At 68.6% G+C, this 15,926-nt stretch carries 17 protein-coding genes and 2 pseudogenes; 12 read left to right on the forward strand and 7 right to left on the reverse strand.

Annotated elements, in window-relative coordinates:
* Positions 1-549: 549 nt before the first annotated feature.
* Both HMPREF2914_RS15190 and HMPREF2914_RS32765 read right to left on the reverse strand, forming a co-directional pair.
* A complete protein-coding gene (locus tag HMPREF2914_RS15190; protein ID WP_003082509.1) occupies positions 550-1,707 on the reverse strand; it encodes a murein transglycosylase A in 1,158 nt (385 codons plus the stop codon).
* 86 nt (positions 1,708-1,793) lie between these two features.
* Positions 1,794-1,979: pseudogene (locus tag HMPREF2914_RS32765) on the reverse strand (LysR family transcriptional regulator); the annotation flags it as partial.
* Here HMPREF2914_RS32765 and HMPREF2914_RS32980 point away from each other — a divergent pair.
* Positions 1,962-2,110, forward strand: a pseudogene (locus HMPREF2914_RS32980) (hypothetical protein); the annotation flags it as partial. The pseudogenes HMPREF2914_RS32765 and HMPREF2914_RS32980 overlap by 18 nt on opposite strands.
* A 3-nt stretch (positions 2,111-2,113) precedes the next feature.
* Here the strand turns inward: HMPREF2914_RS32980 and HMPREF2914_RS15200 are convergent.
* Positions 2,114-3,001 (reverse strand): LysR substrate-binding domain-containing protein, encoded by an 888-nt coding sequence (locus HMPREF2914_RS15200; protein ID WP_003133659.1) that lies wholly within the window; start codon positions 2,999-3,001, stop codon positions 2,114-2,116.
* A gap of 131 nt (positions 3,002-3,132) precedes the next feature.
* Here HMPREF2914_RS15200 and HMPREF2914_RS15205 point away from each other — a divergent pair, with 131 nt between their 5' ends.
* The 4 genes from HMPREF2914_RS15205 to HMPREF2914_RS15220 are packed head-to-tail and all read left to right on the forward strand — an operon-like array spanning position 3,133 to position 7,315.
* Positions 3,133-4,173 carry an agmatine deiminase family protein gene (locus HMPREF2914_RS15205; protein ID WP_003086692.1) on the forward strand — a complete coding sequence of 347 codons (1,041 nt, stop codon included), beginning with the start codon at positions 3,133-3,135 and terminating at the stop codon, positions 4,171-4,173.
* Between the two features lie 3 nt (positions 4,174-4,176).
* Complete coding sequence (aguB, locus tag HMPREF2914_RS15210; RefSeq protein WP_003086694.1) at positions 4,177-5,088, forward strand: N-carbamoylputrescine amidase; 912 nt, start codon at positions 4,177-4,179, stop codon at positions 5,086-5,088.
* Positions 5,085-6,197: an extracellular solute-binding protein gene (locus HMPREF2914_RS15215; protein WP_003086695.1), complete on the forward strand. Its 1,113-nt coding sequence runs from the start codon at positions 5,085-5,087 to the stop codon at positions 6,195-6,197. Before aguB ends, HMPREF2914_RS15215 begins: the two co-directional genes overlap by 4 nt.
* A complete protein-coding gene (locus HMPREF2914_RS15220; protein WP_009315504.1) occupies positions 6,194-7,315 on the forward strand; it encodes an agmatine deiminase family protein in 1,122 nt (373 codons plus the stop codon). Before HMPREF2914_RS15215 ends, HMPREF2914_RS15220 begins: the two co-directional genes overlap by 4 nt.
* A 16-nt stretch (positions 7,316-7,331) precedes the next feature.
* On the opposite strand, the gene HMPREF2914_RS15225 is transcribed toward HMPREF2914_RS15220, so the two are convergent.
* The gene (locus HMPREF2914_RS15225) at positions 7,332-7,937 is read right to left on the reverse strand and encodes an NAD(P)H-dependent oxidoreductase (protein ID WP_021264467.1); all 606 of its coding nucleotides are present in this window, start codon (positions 7,935-7,937) and stop codon (positions 7,332-7,334) included.
* Positions 7,938-8,042: 105 nt separating this feature from the next.
* Between HMPREF2914_RS15225 and HMPREF2914_RS15230 the strand changes: the two genes are divergently transcribed.
* The gene (locus HMPREF2914_RS15230) at positions 8,043-8,651 is read left to right on the forward strand and encodes a TetR/AcrR family transcriptional regulator (RefSeq protein ID WP_023092091.1); all 609 of its coding nucleotides are present in this window, start codon (positions 8,043-8,045) and stop codon (positions 8,649-8,651) included.
* Positions 8,652-8,689: 38 nt separating this feature from the next.
* Positions 8,690-9,538 carry an aminoglycoside phosphotransferase family protein gene (locus HMPREF2914_RS15235; RefSeq protein WP_073668230.1) on the forward strand — a complete coding sequence of 283 codons (849 nt, stop codon included), beginning with the start codon at positions 8,690-8,692 and terminating at the stop codon, positions 9,536-9,538.
* Between the two features lie 76 nt (positions 9,539-9,614).
* Here the strand turns inward: HMPREF2914_RS15235 and HMPREF2914_RS15240 are convergent, their stop codons facing one another.
* Positions 9,615-9,965 (reverse strand): hypothetical protein, encoded by a 351-nt coding sequence (locus tag HMPREF2914_RS15240; RefSeq protein WP_023092089.1) that lies wholly within the window; start codon positions 9,963-9,965, stop codon positions 9,615-9,617.
* 109 nt (positions 9,966-10,074) lie between these two features.
* On the reverse strand, positions 10,075-10,881 hold the full coding sequence (locus HMPREF2914_RS15245; RefSeq protein ID WP_003082516.1) for an AraC family transcriptional regulator: 807 nt from the start codon (positions 10,879-10,881) through the stop codon (positions 10,075-10,077).
* Between the two features lie 134 nt (positions 10,882-11,015).
* On the opposite strand from HMPREF2914_RS15245, the gene HMPREF2914_RS15250 reads away from it, so the two are divergent.
* Genes HMPREF2914_RS15250 through HMPREF2914_RS15265 form a run of 4 tightly spaced genes read left to right on the forward strand, consistent with a single transcriptional unit; the run spans position 11,016 to position 14,427 of the window.
* Positions 11,016-11,213: a DUF1656 domain-containing protein gene (locus HMPREF2914_RS15250; RefSeq protein ID WP_023436260.1), complete on the forward strand. Its 198-nt coding sequence runs from the start codon at positions 11,016-11,018 to the stop codon at positions 11,211-11,213.
* A gap of 12 nt (positions 11,214-11,225) precedes the next feature.
* Entirely contained in the window at positions 11,226-12,134 is a 909-nt protein-coding gene (locus HMPREF2914_RS15255) for an efflux RND transporter periplasmic adaptor subunit (RefSeq protein ID WP_003112442.1), read from the forward strand.
* Positions 12,134-14,173 (forward strand): FUSC family protein, encoded by a 2,040-nt coding sequence (locus HMPREF2914_RS15260; protein WP_023092087.1) that lies wholly within the window; start codon positions 12,134-12,136, stop codon positions 14,171-14,173. The genes HMPREF2914_RS15255 and HMPREF2914_RS15260 overlap by 1 nt, the downstream gene beginning before the upstream one ends.
* Positions 14,170-14,427: a DUF2790 domain-containing protein gene (locus tag HMPREF2914_RS15265; protein ID WP_023092086.1), complete on the forward strand. Its 258-nt coding sequence runs from the start codon at positions 14,170-14,172 to the stop codon at positions 14,425-14,427. The genes HMPREF2914_RS15260 and HMPREF2914_RS15265 overlap by 4 nt, the downstream gene beginning before the upstream one ends.
* Positions 14,428-14,448: 21 nt before the next feature.
* On the opposite strand, the gene HMPREF2914_RS15270 is transcribed toward HMPREF2914_RS15265, so the two are convergent.
* The gene (locus HMPREF2914_RS15270) at positions 14,449-14,952 is read right to left on the reverse strand and encodes a thioredoxin family protein (protein WP_023092085.1); all 504 of its coding nucleotides are present in this window, start codon (positions 14,950-14,952) and stop codon (positions 14,449-14,451) included.
* Between the two features lie 191 nt (positions 14,953-15,143).
* Here HMPREF2914_RS15270 and HMPREF2914_RS15275 point away from each other — a divergent pair, with 191 nt between their 5' ends.
* Positions 15,144-15,926, forward strand: a complete 783-nt coding sequence (locus HMPREF2914_RS15275; protein ID WP_023092084.1) for an AraC family transcriptional regulator — start codon at positions 15,144-15,146, stop codon at positions 15,924-15,926.

Genomic DNA, 15,926 nt, shown 5'->3' on the forward strand with positions numbered 1-15,926 from the left:
CGGAAAAAACGTTATGGAAATACGGAGTGCCGTCGACTCAAGGGCAGTCAACTGCTGCCATGCAGTCTTATCGTCAGGAAAGAGAGAAAAGCGATGAGAATGGATTCACGGTCACGCATTGCACTTCCACCTTGCGTTGGGTTTCCGAAGTGTTTCGCTGTGTGTGTTTTTATATGTTTCGTGGGTATTTAAAATAAGATACAAATTTCCCCTCACAACTATGAGAATTGGTAGTTGGCGAAAGGGCGGTATGAGGGGTTTCGAAGCGCGCCGGCTGATGGCTTTTTGCCGAGGCAGGCTGCCGCGGCTACGCCTGCCGGGGGTAGCACGGACAAGTGGTGTCGGGGGGCCTGGCCGCTGCGGCGAGGCGCGGAGGTCCGGCTGGCGCGGCGATCATCACAGAAGATTCTGCGGCGTCATTCATCGCTTGAATGGTTGCTGCCGCAAGCGCGCCCGGCGCCGTCGATGCTGGTCGGCGGTGTCGGGCGCTCGCTGGCGTTGCGTTGGCCAGCCGTCCCGGCCGGGTGCGTAGGCACCGGCCGGAGGTTTTCAGGAGGCGGGCAGCGGCGCGCCCTTGGGCCATAGCAGCCAGAGCCGTCCCGGCTGCTTCATGTGTCCGGCGAGTTCGCCGGCGGCGTCGCCGGTGCCCCAGAACAGATCGGCGCGGACCTCGCCGACGATGGCCCCGCCGGTATCCTGGGCCGCCACCGGACGGACCACCGCGCTGCCGTCGTCAGGGCGGGTGGTGGACAGCCACATCAGGCTGCCCAGCGGAATCACCTTGCGGTCGATGGCTACGCTGTAGCCGTCGGTCAGCGGTACGTTCAGCGAGCCGCGCGGACCTTCGTCGCTGTCCGGGCGCAGGCTGAAGAACACGAAGCTGGGATTGCTCGCCAGCAGTTCGGAGACCCGCTGCGGATTGGCCTCGGCCCAGTCGCGGATGCGCTTCATGCTGATCTCTTCCTTCGGCACCAGGCCCTGCTCGACCAGCCAGCGGCCGACCGGCTTGTACGGGTGGCCATTCTGGTCGCCGTAGCCGATGCGCAGTTGCCGGCCGTCTTCCAGCTGGATGCGCCCGGAACCCTGGATCTGCAGGAACTGCAGGTCCATCGGGTCGCCCAGCCAGGCGAGCACCGGCGCGCTGGAGCCGTTGTCGCGGATCGTCGCGGCGTCGTCGTAGGGTTTCAGCACCCGGCCTTCCAGGCGTCCGCGCAGGCGCTTGCCCTTGAGTTCCGGGTAGACGCTTTCCAGCGCGACCACCACCAGGTCGTCCGGTACGCCGTAGACCGGCACCGGGGTTTTTTCGCCCTGGCTCAGGCTGCCGTGGTAGACCGGTTCGTAGTAGCCGGTGATCAGGCCCTGGTCGCCGTTGCTGGAGGAACGCAGGCTATAGACCTGCATCCGCTCCTGGAGGAACGCGCGCACCGCCGTCGGATCGGCGGCGACCGTCGTGGCGCTCGCACAGGGCTCGCCCCATACCGGGTCCTTGGCCAGCCGCGCGCAGGCCGAGCGCCAGGCATTGAAGCCGGCGAGCAGGTCGGCGTCGCTGGTGGCCGGCAGGGCGTCCCAGGGCACGCTGTTGTAGGTGGTGACTTCGGCGGGTTTGGGCGGGGGCTCTTTCTTGCCGTCGTCGCATGCGGTCAGCAGGGCGGCGAAAGGGAGCGCGCAGAGCAGCAGGCGGCGCCAGGGATGGAACGGAAACTTCACGCCAAGGACTTCCTGGTGGTGGATCGAAGCCCGCTAGCTTGGGCAAAGCGCGACGGTGCGTCAAACCGCGGCGACGACCGAAGCGTATCGCCGCGTTCCGCCTGCCTGACGATTCGCGCCGGCGCCAGGTCCAGCACCGCCAGGCGGCTGCCCGGCGCCTGGCGGCGAAGACTGGCGAGGATCGGCAGGAGGATCGCCGACTCGGCGTAGTCGGTGGCGGCGACGCGCCAGGTATGCCGCGACTGCGTCGGATCGAACGGCGCGGCCGGCGCCTCGATGACCTGCAGCGCTGCGCGCCGATCCCGTTCCGCCGGCAGAACGGCGGCGACCACCTGATCCCGGCGCTGACCTGCGCGACGAACTCACCCCGCAGCGGGTCGGTTTCGCCATGCACCTGGAGTGAGCGTTATCCGCGCCGTCCAGGGGCTGTGCGCGATGCTCCGCCAATGGTTTCTTCCAGCCATTGGCAGAATGCCCGGGTCAGGCTGTTGCGTTCGCTGTCGCGGTGCACCAGCCAGGCCCATTCGGGCCCGCGGACATTCTGTTCGCAGAGCGCGACCAACTGTCCGGCGGCTCGCGCGGGTGCGGCCAGCAACTGGCTGACCAGCGCGATGCCGAGGCCCTGGGTGGCGGCCTCCAGCAGCAGTCCGGGGTCGGAGAAGTTCAGGCCGGCACTGCGTTGGCCAACGTCCGCGCCGCCCTGTACCTGCCAGTGGCTCCAGTCCATTTCGCGCTCGCCGTGCAGGGTGCCGCGCCGTTCCGCCGGCAGCGCCAGCAGGTCGGGATGGCAGGCGGGGTAGAGGCGGTCTTCGAGGAGCGAGCGAAAGCTGCATTCGGCCTGGGCGCAAAGGTCGTCGCGGATGGCTACGTCGATGGTCTGGCTGGCCATCTCGGGTACCTCGTCGGTGGTCAATAGCCAGAGGTCCACCTGTGGGTGACGGCGATGGAAATCGCCCAGGTGCGGCACCAGCCAGTGGCGGGCGAAGGCCGGGGTGGTATTGACCACCAGTTGGTTGGGCTTGCGGTACTGGTCGAGGCGACGGACCCCCGCGGCCAGTTGCTGGAGCAGGGACTGGGTGGTGCTGAGCAGATCGAAGCCAGCGTCGGTCAGGCTCACCTTGCGTCCGTTGCGAAAGAACAGCGGTTGCTCGAGATAGCCTTCCAGGCTGCGGATCTGCTGGCTGATCGCCGACTGGGTGAGGTGCAGCTCCTCGGCGGCCTTGTGGAAGCTGCCGAGGCGGGCGGCGGCTTCGAAGCCACGAAGGGCATTCAGTGGGGGCCAGTGTTTGAGCATTGCTGATAAGCCGGGCTAATTAGGTTTGCGCAGAATTTATCGTTTGTTGAGCCTGATGCCTAGCCATAGCATCTCTTCAGGCAATCCACGCCTATTCCGCCAGATAAAAAATACTTACTGGAAGCCGACCCATGAATACGCTCGACACAGGCTGGCGCATGCCCGCCGAATGGACTCCCCATGCCGCCACCTGGATGGCTTTTCCGCACAATCGGATGCTCTGGGAGTCCGAATGGGGCGTGAGCCTGGCGGACGTACAACAGGACTTCGCCGCAGTGGCCAACGCCATCGCGCGTTTCGAACCGGTGAAACTGGTGGTCGACCCCGCCGCGCTGGACAGGGCCGGGGAGCTGTGCGCGGGCAATGTCGAACTCATCGAGCTGGCCATCGATGACAGTTGGTGCCGCGATTCCGGACCGAGTTTCGTCTGCCATCCGCAACTCGGGTTGGCCGGTGTCAGCTGGCGTTTCAACGCCTGGGGTGGAAAGTCCGCCTACGCGCAGGACGCCAGCCTGGCGCGGCGGATTCTCGATGGCCTCGGCCTGGAGTGTTTCGGCGTGCCGCTGGCCAACGAGGGCGGGGCCATCCACGTGGACGGCGAGGGCACGCTGATCACCACCGAGTCCGTGCTGCTCAATGCCAATCGCAACCCTGGCCTGAGCAAGGCCGAGATCGAGGCATTGTTCGCCCGCCTGCTCGGCGTGACCAGGACCATCTGGTTGCCCGGCGATCCCGACCGGGTCACAGGCGACATGACCGATGGCCATGTCGACGGCGTCTGTGCCTTCGCCCGGCCCGGCGCGTTGTTGCTGGACGCCACCCGCGACACCACCTCCGCCTACGCCGAGGTGGTGCGGGAGAACCGTCGCGCCCTGGAGCTGGCGCTCGACGCCCGCGGTCGGCGTTTCGAGCTGATCGAACTGTTCGATGCCGGCGAAGTGGCTCCGGAGGAGGGGGTGTTCTGTGCCTCCTACACCAATTTCTATATCGCCAATGGCGCGATCATCATGCCGGCCTACGGTGTCGCCGCCGACGACGCGGCCGCCGCGACCCTGGCCCGGGCCTTCCCCGCTCGCGAGGTGGTGCCGGTGCGCATCGACCACCTGGCCCACGGCGGCGGCGGCGTGCATTGCATCACCCAGCAGCAGCCGGCCTGGCCGGCGCGGAGGTGAGCGATGCGCCACCTGACCCTGGCCACTACCCAGTTCGCCTGTAGCTGGAGTCTCGACGACAATCTCGACCGCGCCGAGCGCCTGGTCCGCGAAGCGGCTGCCCGGGGCGCGCAACTGGTCCTGTTGCAGGAGCTGTTCGCCACCCCGTACTTCTGCATCGAGCAGGACCATCGCCATCTGCGCCTCGCCGAAACCTTCCGTGGCAGCCGGGTGCTGGCGCGCTTTTCCAGCCTGGCGCGGGAGCTTGGCGTAGTCCTGCCGCTCAGCTGGTACGAGCGCGCCGGCAACGCGCGCTTCAACTCGCTGGCGGTGGCCGACGCCGATGGCCGGTTGCTCGGCGTCTACCGCAAGGCCCACGTCCCCAACGCCATCGGCTACCAGGAAAAGGAATATTTCAGTCCGGGGGATAGCGGCTTTCGCGTCTGGGACACCGCGGTCGGCCGTATCGGCGTCGGCATCTGCTGGGACCAGTGGTTTCCCGAGACCGCGCGCTGCCTGGCGCTGCTGGGCGCCGAGGTGCTGCTGTTTCCTACCGCCATCGGCTCCGAGCCTGGCGCCGCGCAGCTGGATTCCCGCGATCACTGGCAGATCGCCCAGCGCGGCCAGGCCGCCGCCAACCTGGTACCGCTGGTGGCTGCCAACCGGATCGGCCGCGAGGTCGCTTGCGGCGACCCGGCGCTGGCCATGCGGTTCTACGGTTCGTCCTTCATCGCCGACCACAAGGGTGCCTTGCTCGCCGCGGCCGGCCGCGACGAGGAGGCGGTGCTGGTCTGTGGCCTCGACCTCGATGCGATAGGCGAAGAACGCCTGGCCTGGGGTGTCTATCGTGACCGGCGGCCAGAGCTGTATGGCCCGCTGATGAGCCTGGACGGGCGTGACCCGGCCAGCCGACACGCCTGGGAGGTGTCCCCATGAAACGTTCCGCGCGACCGCTGCTCGCCGCGCTGCTCCTGGGCCTGGCCGTGGCCCAGGCGGAAGAGAAAGTGCTGCGCCTGTATAACTGGGCCGACTACTTCGCGCCCGATACCCTCGCCGCGTTCACCCGGGAAACCGGCATCCGCGTGGTCTATGACGTGATGGACAGCAGCGAGACCCTCGAGGCCAAGTTGATGTCGGGGAACAGCGGCTACGACCTTATCTTTCCCGGCGATACCGTGGCCGAGCGGCTGATGCGCGCCGGCGCCCTGCAGAAGCTCGACCCCCGGCGCCTGGAGCATCTCGACGAGATCGAGCCGGGCCTGCGCGAACTGCAAGCCCGCTACGCGCGTTCGCGCGACGCCGCCGTGCCCTACACCTGGGGCACCATCGGCCTGACCTTCAACCGCGAGCAGATCGAACGGCGCCTGGCCGACGCTCCGCTGGACAGCCTCGACCTGCTGTTCAAGCCGGAATTGGCGGCGAGATTCGCCGACTGCGGGATTTCCCTGATCGACTCGCCGGACGAAGTGCTGGCGCTGGCCCTGCATTACCTGGGGCGCGATCCGCGCAGCGGCAAGCCGCAGGACCTGGCCGCCGCGCTGGCCTTGCTGCAGCGCATCAAGCCCTACATTCGCAAGTTCCAGTCGCAGCCGGTGGCGCAACTGGTGAACGAGGAGATCTGCCTGTCGCTGGGCTACAGCGGCGATGCGATCCAGGCCCAGCGCGCCGCCGACGAAGCCGGCAAGGCACTGCGCTTCGTCTACCGGGTGCCGCGCGAAGGCACGTCTCTGTGGATGGACAGCATGGCGATTCCGGTCGACGCGCAGCACCCGGAATATGCCTATGCGTTGATCAACTTCATCATGCGCCCGCAGAACATGGCCGCGATCAGCAGCGCTACCGGCTACCCGACCTCCAGCGCCGGGGCGCGGGCCCTGGTATCCGCCGACATGCGCGACAACCCGGACATCTATCCGGACGCGGCGACCTACGCCCGGCTGTTTCCCGGCCAGGACATCCCGCAGCGCGACATGCGGGCGCGGATGCGCGCCTGGACTACCTTCAAGACCACCCGTTCCGATCCCGTTCCCGAGGACCCGAAATGATGACCCGCAGACATTTCCTCCAGCGACTCGGCGCCAGCGCCGGCCTCGGTGCCGCCCTCACGCTCGGCCTGGAGTTCGGCTCGCCGCGTGGACAGGCGGCGGCGGCCGATCACTGGCACATGCCCGACGAGCACCTGCCGCAGGAACGGGTGTTCCTTGCCTATGCCGCGTCCCCGTCGATCTGGAAGGACCTGGCCGAGGACGTGAATCGCAGCGTCGCCCTGCTGGCCAGGACCATCGCCCGCTACCAGCCGGTCACGCTGCTCTGCCGGCCCGCGCAGGAGGCCGCGGCGCGCCGCGCATGCGGCGGCGCCAACATCGACTACCTGGCGTTGCCGCTGGACGATATCTGGGTCCGCGACTACGGCGGCTGCTTCGTGCTGAACGGGGAGGGCGAAGCGGGCCTGGTGGATTTCAACTTCAACGGCTGGGGCGGCAAGCAGCAGGCCGGCAACGATAGCCGCGTCGCCGGCGTGCTAAGCGAGCGACTGGAGGTCCGCTACATCGCCAGCCAACTGACCGGCGAGGGCGGCGGCATCGAAGTGGACGGGCGTGGCACGGCGATCCTCACCGAAAGTTGCTGGCTCAACGACAATCGCAACCCCGGCATGGACAAGGGCCAGGTCGAGGCCGAATTGAAAGCCCTGCTCGGCCTGCGCAAGATCGTCTGGCTGCCGGGTATCCGCGGCAGGGACATCACCGATGCGCATGTCGACTTCTATGCGCGCTTCGTCAGGCCGGGCGTGGTCATCGCCAATCTCGACAACGACCCGGACTCCTACGACTACGCCGTGACCCGCGAACACCTGGAGATCCTGCGCACAGCCACCGACGCCGACGGTCGCGCTCTGCAGGTGCATACCCTGTCGCCGCCCCTGAAGCCGCGCCGCGACTACTCGCGAAACAACCCGGACTTCGCCGCCGGCTACATCAACTACCTGCCGATCAACGGTGCGGTGATTGCCCCGCAGTTCGGCGACGCCAGCGCCGATCGCCACTGCGGGGAATTGCTGGGCCGCCTGTATCCGGGGCGGGACATCGTCCAGCTGAACATCGATCCCATCGCCGCCGGAGGCGGCGGCATCCATTGCGTGACCAAGCACATGTCACGTGCCTGAGTCGCCTGCGGCGGGCTCAGGCCGGCGTCGGCCGCCGGGCGCTGGCGAACAGCTCGGCGCCGATTCGCCGAGCCTGCTCCAGGTGCGCGGCTGGATCGGCGCTCTCCGACTCCAGCAACAGTTCGGAACGGACCACCCGTGCGCCGCAGTAATCGAAGATGCCATGGTCGATCTGGGTGCGCATCGCCCCGGCGTAGCCGTGCCGCTCGAAGGTGCCGGCATCGGCGCCGCCGACACCGACCAGCACCACGCGCAGGCGCTGCAGCTTTTTCCGCAGGTCGCCGCCGATGCTGTAGTCGAAGGCCCAGCCATTGGAGAACACGCGATCGATCCAGCCCTTGAGCAGGGCCGGCATCGACCACCAGTAGATCGGGTAGACCAGCACCAGGGTATCGGCGCGATCGATGCGCGCCTGCTCGGCGAGGACGTCGGCGGGAGGCGACGCCTGGCCGCGATGCACGGCGTGGTCGGCCAGGCTGAAGCGCGGCTCGAAGCCTTCCGCAGCCAGGTCGGCGGTTTCCGCGGAATGACCGGCGCGGACCACGCCTTCGGCGATGCGCGCGGCGAGGGCGTGGGTGAGAGAGCGGGGATGATGATGAGCGACGACGATCAGGGCATGCATGGGCGAATTCCTCCGGGAATTGCGGGAAGGGGGGCAAGTCGATAGTCTGGGTAAAACCTACCTTCTGTAGGTTACCTTTAGTAAGTTACTTTTAGTAGGTTATCTATGTCAATGCACTCCCCAGACGACCCGTCGCCACGCCGCCGCCTGTCCCGCGACGAGCGCCAGCGCCAGTTGCTCGAGGTGGCCTGGCGGCTGGTCCGCGAAGAAGGTACCGAGGCGCTGACCCTCGGACGCCTGGCCGAGCAGGCCGGGGTGACCAAGCCGGTGGTCTATGACCACTTCGGCACCCGCGCCGGCCTCCTGGCGGCGCTCTACCAGGATTACGACCTGCGCCAGACGGCGCTGATGGAGGCTGCCCTGGAAGCGAGCGAGGCGACCCTGAAGGGGCGCGCTGACGTCATCGCCCGCGCCTATGTCGACTGCGTGATGCAACAAGGACGGGAGATTCCCGGGGTGGTCGCGGCCCTCGCCAGCTCGCCGGAGCTGGAGCGGATCAAGCGCGACTACGAGGTTCTCTTCATGGACAAGTGCCGCGCCGTGCTGGAGCCCTTCGCCGGCGGCGGACGGCTGACCGTCGCCGCTCTGCGCGCAATGATCGGCGCCGCCGAAGCGCTGTCGCACGCGGCCGCCACCGAAGAGATCGCCCCGGAAGAGGCGCGGCGGGAACTGTACGAGGCGATCGTGGCGATGGTCGCGCGGAGTCGTCGGTGAAGGAACCGCGTGCCCTGGAGGAATATCGCCGGGCGATAGTGGCGGCCTGTCCGGAGCTGGTGGACGCCACTTTCGCCATCCTGGCCTCGGGCTGGCATTCCACGGCGGTGGAGGTCGGAGGGCGCTGGGTGTTCAAGTTTCCGCGCGGCGCGGAGGCCGAGGCGGCGCTGCTGCGCGAGGCCGCCGTGCTACGCCTGGTGCGTCCGGCGGTGAGCCTGGCGGTGCCGGCGCCGCAGGTGTTTGCGGGACCGCCGCTGTTTTCCCGCCACGAAAAACTGCCTGGCGGTTACCTCCTGGGCGAGGACTATCGGCGCCTGGACGAACCCGCACGGCAGGCGGTCGGCGATGCGCTGGGGCGCTTCTACGCCGAGCTGCATCGGCTGCAACCGGCGCGCATGCGGGCGGTTGGAGCCTTACCGGTGCGTCCCTGGGAGTCGCCCGCGGCGATGCGCAGGCGCGCCTTGCCGCTACTGCCTGCGGCCTGGCGCGAACGCGCGGAGCGCTTGGTGCGGGAATACGCCAAGCTGCCTGCCGATCCGCTGGGTTCGATCTTCGGCTTCTTCGACGGCCATGGCTGGAACATGGCATTCGATAGCGAGGCCGGGCGGCTGAACGGTGTCTACGACTTCGCCGACGCGGGCATCGGTCCGCTGCACCAGGAGTTCATCTATTCCACCTTCATCGATGCCGACCTCACCGAGCGCATCGTCGCCGCCTACGAGCGCTTCAGCGGCCGGCGCCTGGAGCGTCGGCGGATCGCCTTGCTGACGGCGGCGCATCGGCTGTCGGAGTTGGCCGAGTTGGCCGACGACCCGCGCCATCTGCCGGACATGCTCGCCGGCGCCCTCGACGGCCTGGCCCTGGCGGAGGCGCAGGGCCTGGCCTGATGAGGGGACGCGCGGTTGTGCTGGGCAGGACGGATATGACCGCGTGCGGACATCCGCCGCGAAGTACCGCTACCGCTCAGAGATAGGCTTGCGCGCGGCGCCGCGAGCGCGGCATGCGGTTCTTCCCGGACAATTCGTTGAGACGCGCCTGCCAGGCCTTGCGGGCGGCATCGCGATCCCGGTGCTGCGCGGCGGCGGGCCTGGCCTCGGCTTTCGGCCGCGGCGCGGCCTTGTCGATCACTGCCGCAGCGGCGGTGGGGGTGACAGGGGCACTGGCCGGAGCGGCGTTTTCCTGGGCCTGGGCGAAGGCGTTGGTGCGCCGGCAGGTCTTGCAACTGACCTGGCCGACGTCGCTCGAGCCGTTCACGTTGCTGTCGCCGCGCCCGCAGGCTGCCTGGCCGGATTCGCTCAAGAAGTGCGTAACCATCTGATCCTCCTGGAGAAAAAAGGGCGGCATTATTCCCAGAAGTGCCTTCGAGTGCCAGCCTCGGGGGAGAACAGCTGACGAACTGCAAGGCCGTTCCGTCGACCTCCGTTCAGTCGGCTGGCCGCCGCATGCTGTCGCGCACGTAGCGGGCCGGGGGGCTGCCGAGCGCCTTGCGGAACATGCCGATGAACGAGCTGACCGACTCGTAGCCGAGGATCTCGGCGGTGCGTTGCACCGAAACGCCGGCGGACAGTTGCTGCAGGGCGATGATGATCTGCAATTGCTGGCGCCACTGGCCGAAGGTCATGCCGGTCTCCCGGCGCACCATCCGCGCCAGGGACCGCTCGCTCATCGCTACTCGCCTGGCCCATTCGGCCATGCTGGCGCGGTCGCCGGGGGCGCGGGTCAGTTCGTCGGCGATGCGGCGCAGGCCGCGGTTGTCCGGCAGCGGCAGGTAGAGCTGTTCGGTCGGCGCCTGTTCCAGGAGTTCCAGCAGCACCCCGGCGAGACGTGCGAGCGGGCCGTCGTGCGGATAGTCCTGCGGTTGCGCGCTCAGGTGCAGGATCAGTTCGAGGACCAGCGGCGACAGGGCCAGGGTGCAGCAGTCGCTCGGCAGGCGTGCCGCCCCGGGCTCGACGAAGAGGAAGCAGACCTTGCCGTTGGCGGTGACCCGGTTGCTGTGGGCGATGCCGCCGGGAATCCACACGCCGAACCCGGCCGGCACCATCCACAGGCCATCGGGCACCGTGCAGGTGATGCCGCCGCGGCAGGCCACCACCAGCTGGCCCTTGCGATGCCGGTGCACCGGCACCTCGGTGTCGTTGTGCCGGGCCTCCAGCTGCAGGGCCAGGGCCGGCTGGCCGAGCGCGTCGGGATCGAAGCGTTGGGCGAGGTAGGTCTGCGGTTCACGGCTCACGGCAGGTCCTGCGGGTTGTCCGAATTCGATTATTTTCTGGCTGAGTAGTCGATATTTGCAAATCGCCACGACCCGTAGCCTGTGCTCGTCAACCCGACAGGAGCGGCCGACCGCTCCGCGCCCTCGATACCCTGGTGCCCTGCATGCTGAGCGAAGTCTCCGTTTCCGGCCTCTACGTGCCGCCATTGTTCCTCTACCTGTGCCTGGCGATGCCGCTCTACCTGCTGCTGGAGCGCCTCGCCTGGCGCTGGCTGGAATGCGCCTGGCATCCCGGCCTGCTGCGTTTCTTCCTGTCGTTCATCGTGCTGTCCGCGCTGGTGCTGAAGTTCTGAGCCGAGGTCCCCATGTCCATCGTTCGTCTTTCCAAGGTGGCTGCGACCTTCGCCTGCGGCCTGCTCGCCCTGTGCCTGGCGTTGCAGTTGTGGCAAGCCTACGTGCTGGCGCCCTGGACCCGCGACGGGCGGGTCAGCGCGCAGGTGATCCGCATCGCGCCGGAAGTCTCCGGCAGCGTCGAGGCGGTGTTCGTCGCAGATAACCAGCGGGTGGCCCGCGGCGATCCGCTGTACCGCATCGATCCGCGCAGCTATCGCCTGGCCGTGCGTCAGCGCGAGGCGGAGCTGGAGCAGGCGCGGGAAACCCTGCGCCAACGTGACGAGCAATGGCGCCGACGCATGCAGTTGGCCGGCGCGGTTTCGCGCGAGGAGGTCGCCAACGCCGGTCGCGCCCTGCGTATCGCCCGCGCCCGCGCCGAGGCCGCCGGGGCGGCGCTCGACCAGGCGCGGCTGGACCTGCGGCGCAGCGAGTTGCGCTCGCCGGTGGACGGCTATGTGACGCAGTTGCGCGTGCAGCCCGGCGATTACGCGGCGGCGGGCCGGACCAACATCTTCATCGTCGATCGGCGAAGCTTCTGGGTCACCGGCTATTTCGAGGAAACCAAGCTGCGCAATGTACAGGTCGGCGCGCCGGCGACGATCAAGCTGATGGGGTTCGATCCGCTGCTCGACGGCCATGTCGCGAGCATCGGTCGCGGTGTCGCCGACCTCAACGAAAGCCGTGCCGACAGCGGCCTGCCGCAGGTCAGCCCGAACTTCAGCTGGATACGCCTGGCGCAGCGCGTGCCGGTGCGCATCGAACTCGACCGGGTACCGGCGGGCGTGGTGCTTGCCGCCGGCATGACCGGCAGTGTCGAGGTGCTGCAGGCGGGGACCGCGCGGCACTGGCGGCTGACCCGCTGGTTGCAGGAGTACCTTTGATGGCGGCGTCGGCGTCCGGCGGGCGCGATTGGTACGCGGCGTTGCCGTTGCCCTGGCGGACCGACAGCCTGGGCTACGTGCTGCGCAGCATCGGCGCTGCCGCTCTGGCGCTCGGCCTGGGACTCTACCTGCAACTGGATTCGCCGTTTTCCGCGGCGTCCACTGTGCTGTTGCTGATCAATCCGGTGCAGGGGGCGGTGGTCGGCAAGGGCTGGTGGCGCGCCGTGGGTACCCTGGTCGGCACGCTCGCTGCCTTCGTCCTGACCGCGCTGTTCGCCCAGAAGATGCTGCTGTTCGTCGTCGCCCTGGGTTTCTGGCTGGGTCTCTGCGTCGGCGTCATGAGCCTGGTCCGGCACTTCTACGCCACCGCCGCGGTGGTCGCCGGCTACACCGTGTGCCTGGCGCTGGGACCGGCCATGGTCGAGCCCGAGGCGGCCTTCGAGCACATCGTCACCCGCGCCTCGGCGGTAATCGTCGGGGTCTGCTGCCTGAGCTTGGTGACCGTGCTCTTCAGCCGCAGGACCGTGTCCGGGCGGGTGCGCCAGCGTCTCGTCTCGCTCTGCGCGGCGACGCTGGCGCTGGTCGCTGCGCGGCATGCCGGTGCGGCTGACGGGGAACTGGAGCGCCGTCGCCGGACGCTGGCCGGCGAGGTCTACGCGGTAGACGACCTGCTGGGCGTCGGTCGCGCCGAGTCGCGGGCGCTGAGCGCTGCGCTCCCGGCGATCCGCGGTGGCCTGGCGGCGCTGTTTTCCACGCTGATGGAGTTCCGCTTCGCCGGCGAGACGCATTGGGCCCGGCGCTTGGCGGAGCGTGGACTGGCGCTGCCGATGGCCGACGACCTGTGCCTGCTGGGCGGCCAACTGGAGCGCGGCGAGCTCGACTTCGCCGGCGCCGCGCGACGGCTCGCGAGCTTGCGCGGTCGCCTGGCGGCGATTCGGCGCGGACTTCCGACAGACCAAGCGGATGCCTGTCGCGAAGGGCTGTTCATGGAGCGTCTCGACGAGCAACTGGATGACCTGCAGGCCGCCCTGCGGGGGTTCGCCCGGCTCGACGGCCGGGCCCGCGCCGACGTCCGCCCAGCGGCCTTCCATCGACATTACCGCGAGGCCTTGCGCAACGGCGCGCGAGCCTGGCTGGCGATGCTGGTCGGCGGCGCCCTGTGGTTCCTCAGCGGGTGGGACCAGGGGCCGACCCTGCTGGCGGTGCTCGGCCCCTACTGCACGCTGCTGGCAGCCTCGCCCTTTCCCGCCGAGGGCACGCGCAATTTCATTCGCGGCACGCTCTACGCGATACCTGCCGCATTGCTCTGCAAATTCCTTCTGCTACCGCTGATCAACGGTTTTCCATTGCTGCTGCTGTGCCTCGCCTTCTTCTGGTCGTTCGGTATCCAGGCCACCACAGTGCCCAGGCGGGCGTTGCAGGGAATCGCCTACCTGATCGCCTTCAATACCCTGGTCGCCACCGGCAATCTCGCCCGCTTCGATTTCGGCGACTTCGCCAACCAGTCCTGCGCCTGGGTGCTGGCGCTCTGCATCAGCCTGCTGGTCTACCGCCTGCTGCCGAAGGACCTGGAACGGCATTCGGCGTCGCTGCTCGACCATCTGCGCCGCGAGACCCTCGCCTTGCTGCGTCGTCGCGCCGGTTTCGACGCGCATGCATGGCAGGCCCGCCAGCAGCATCGCATCGCCCAGCTGGGCGCGTTGCATGGCATGGAACATCCGCGCAGCGCGCTGGCCCTGCGCCTGGGCTTCGTATCCCTGCAACTCGGCCGCGAGTCGCGGCGCCTGTGGCGCGCCCTGGCCGGGCTCGACCCGGCCGCCGCGGAGGCGCGGTGGATCGAGCGCGCACTGCGAGCCATCGCCGTCCGCCATCGCGATCCGCCGCTCGCCGTGCGGCACGCACGCCGTGCCGGCGCCCGCCTGGCGGCCGCCGGCGAGTGGCGCCTGGCCGCGATCCTCACCGACCTCGCCTGGTTGCTCCGGGCCTATTCGCAAAGCGTCTTGTCCGACGGGGCGCAGCATGGAGAAAAGACCTCATGAAAACCTCGTTCTTGCTGGCCTTGCTGCTGTCCTGCTCGTCCCAGGTCCAGGCGGCGGACGACGACGGGAAAGAGTTGCCGCCGATCGAGCGCTACGACTACGGCATGCCGCTGGACATCGAGCGGGTGCTTTCCGTCACGCCGGTGCCGGCCACCTGTGGCGTGGTGCCGCTGGTGATGCTCTACCGCGACAGCGCCGGACGCCTACATCGCTTGCAGTACCGAGGCCTTGGCGCGGGTTGTTCGCGGCACTGAGAAGCGGGCGCAGGCGCTGTCTCAGCGCGCCGCGCCTTCGATGATCGCCAGGACGTCGCCGATGGCGTGCTCCAGGTAGTCGCCCGCCTTGTACGCCGCAAGCGCCTGCGGACCGCCGTCGAGCACCGCCTGCGGCCGTTCGACGAAGCGTCCGAGCAGGTTGAACTCCTCGTCCAGCACCAGTACCAGCGGAATCGGGATTCGCTCCAGCGCCAGGCGCTGGCGCAGGTCGTCCTCGGCGCGGCCCTTGGAAATGATCGCCAGCTCGATGTTCGGTTGCAGGCGCTGCGCGAAGTCCAGCGCGGCCAGGCTGATCTGGCAGTCCGGGCACCACATTTCCCCGGCGACCAGCAGGCGATAGCGCCGTTCGATGCGTTGCAGGCGTTCCGTCAGCGCGCTCGGCAGCCCGTCGCTTTCCAGCTTCTGCCGGAACCGCGCGACCGCGCCCTGTTCCGTGGCCAGGCCATGGCCGACGAAGGCGGCGAAGTCTTCTCCGATATCGAACAGTTCCGCGTAAGAGGCCATGCTGGTTTCGCTCCTGTGCTTGGGGAGGGATGGCGCGGCGGATACGCCAGGCAGTCGCGCCACGCCGGGGCGGCCAGGGTAGCGCGCTCGCCGCGTCGCGGCGAGCGCCGGCGTGCTCCGCCGGGTCTGGTCGTTAGCATGGCGCGGCTGGTAAAAAGACAGCGCCACCACTGCCCGCCAAGGCCCGCCCGATGCTGATCGACCTGCCTTCCACCCGTCCGGTCTTCGCCTATGCCCAGGATTATCTCCACGGCGAGTGCGTCGAGCTGCACCGGCATTCGCGCGCGCAATTGATCCATGCGCTCAGCGGGGTGGTCACGGTCGGCACCGCCGAGGGCATCTGGGTGGTGCCGCCGGGACGCGGTGTCTGGTTGCCGGCCGGTATCGAGCATGCCCTGCGTTTCGCCGGCCAGGTGCGCATGCGTACCTTGTTCATCGCCCCGCAAGCGCGCCACGACCTACCGCAGGACTGCCGGGTGGTGGACGTGCCGCCGTTGCTGCGGCAATTGATCGTCGCGGCGATGCGGATCGCCCCGGACTACCCGCCGGGCGGCCGCGACGAGCGGGTGATGGAGCTGATCCTCGATGAACTGCGGGTGCTGCCGATCCTCGCCCTGCACGTCCCACAGCCGGTCGATCCGCAACTGGCGGCGCTGTGCCGCAGCCTGCGCGCCGAGCCGGCCGCCGACTGGAGCCTGGGCGATGCCGCGCGTCGCCTGGGCGTCAGCCCGCGGACCCTGACCCGCGCCTTCCAGCGCGAAACCGGTCTCAGCTTCGTCCAGTGGCTGCGGCGCATGCGCCTGCTCGCCAGCCTCGATGCGCTGGCGGCAGGGCACTCGATCCTCGAGGTCGCACTGGACCTCGGCTACGACAGCCAGAGCGCCTTCAGCGCCATGTTTCGCCGGACCCTGGGCGTTTCGCCGAGCCTCTATTTCGGCCGCGGCGCCGCCTACGGGGTGGCCGAGGGCGACTGA

The organism is Pseudomonas sp. HMSC067G02 (assembly GCF_001813485.1).
Lineage (GTDB): Bacteria > Pseudomonadota > Gammaproteobacteria > Pseudomonadales > Pseudomonadaceae > Pseudomonas > Pseudomonas aeruginosa.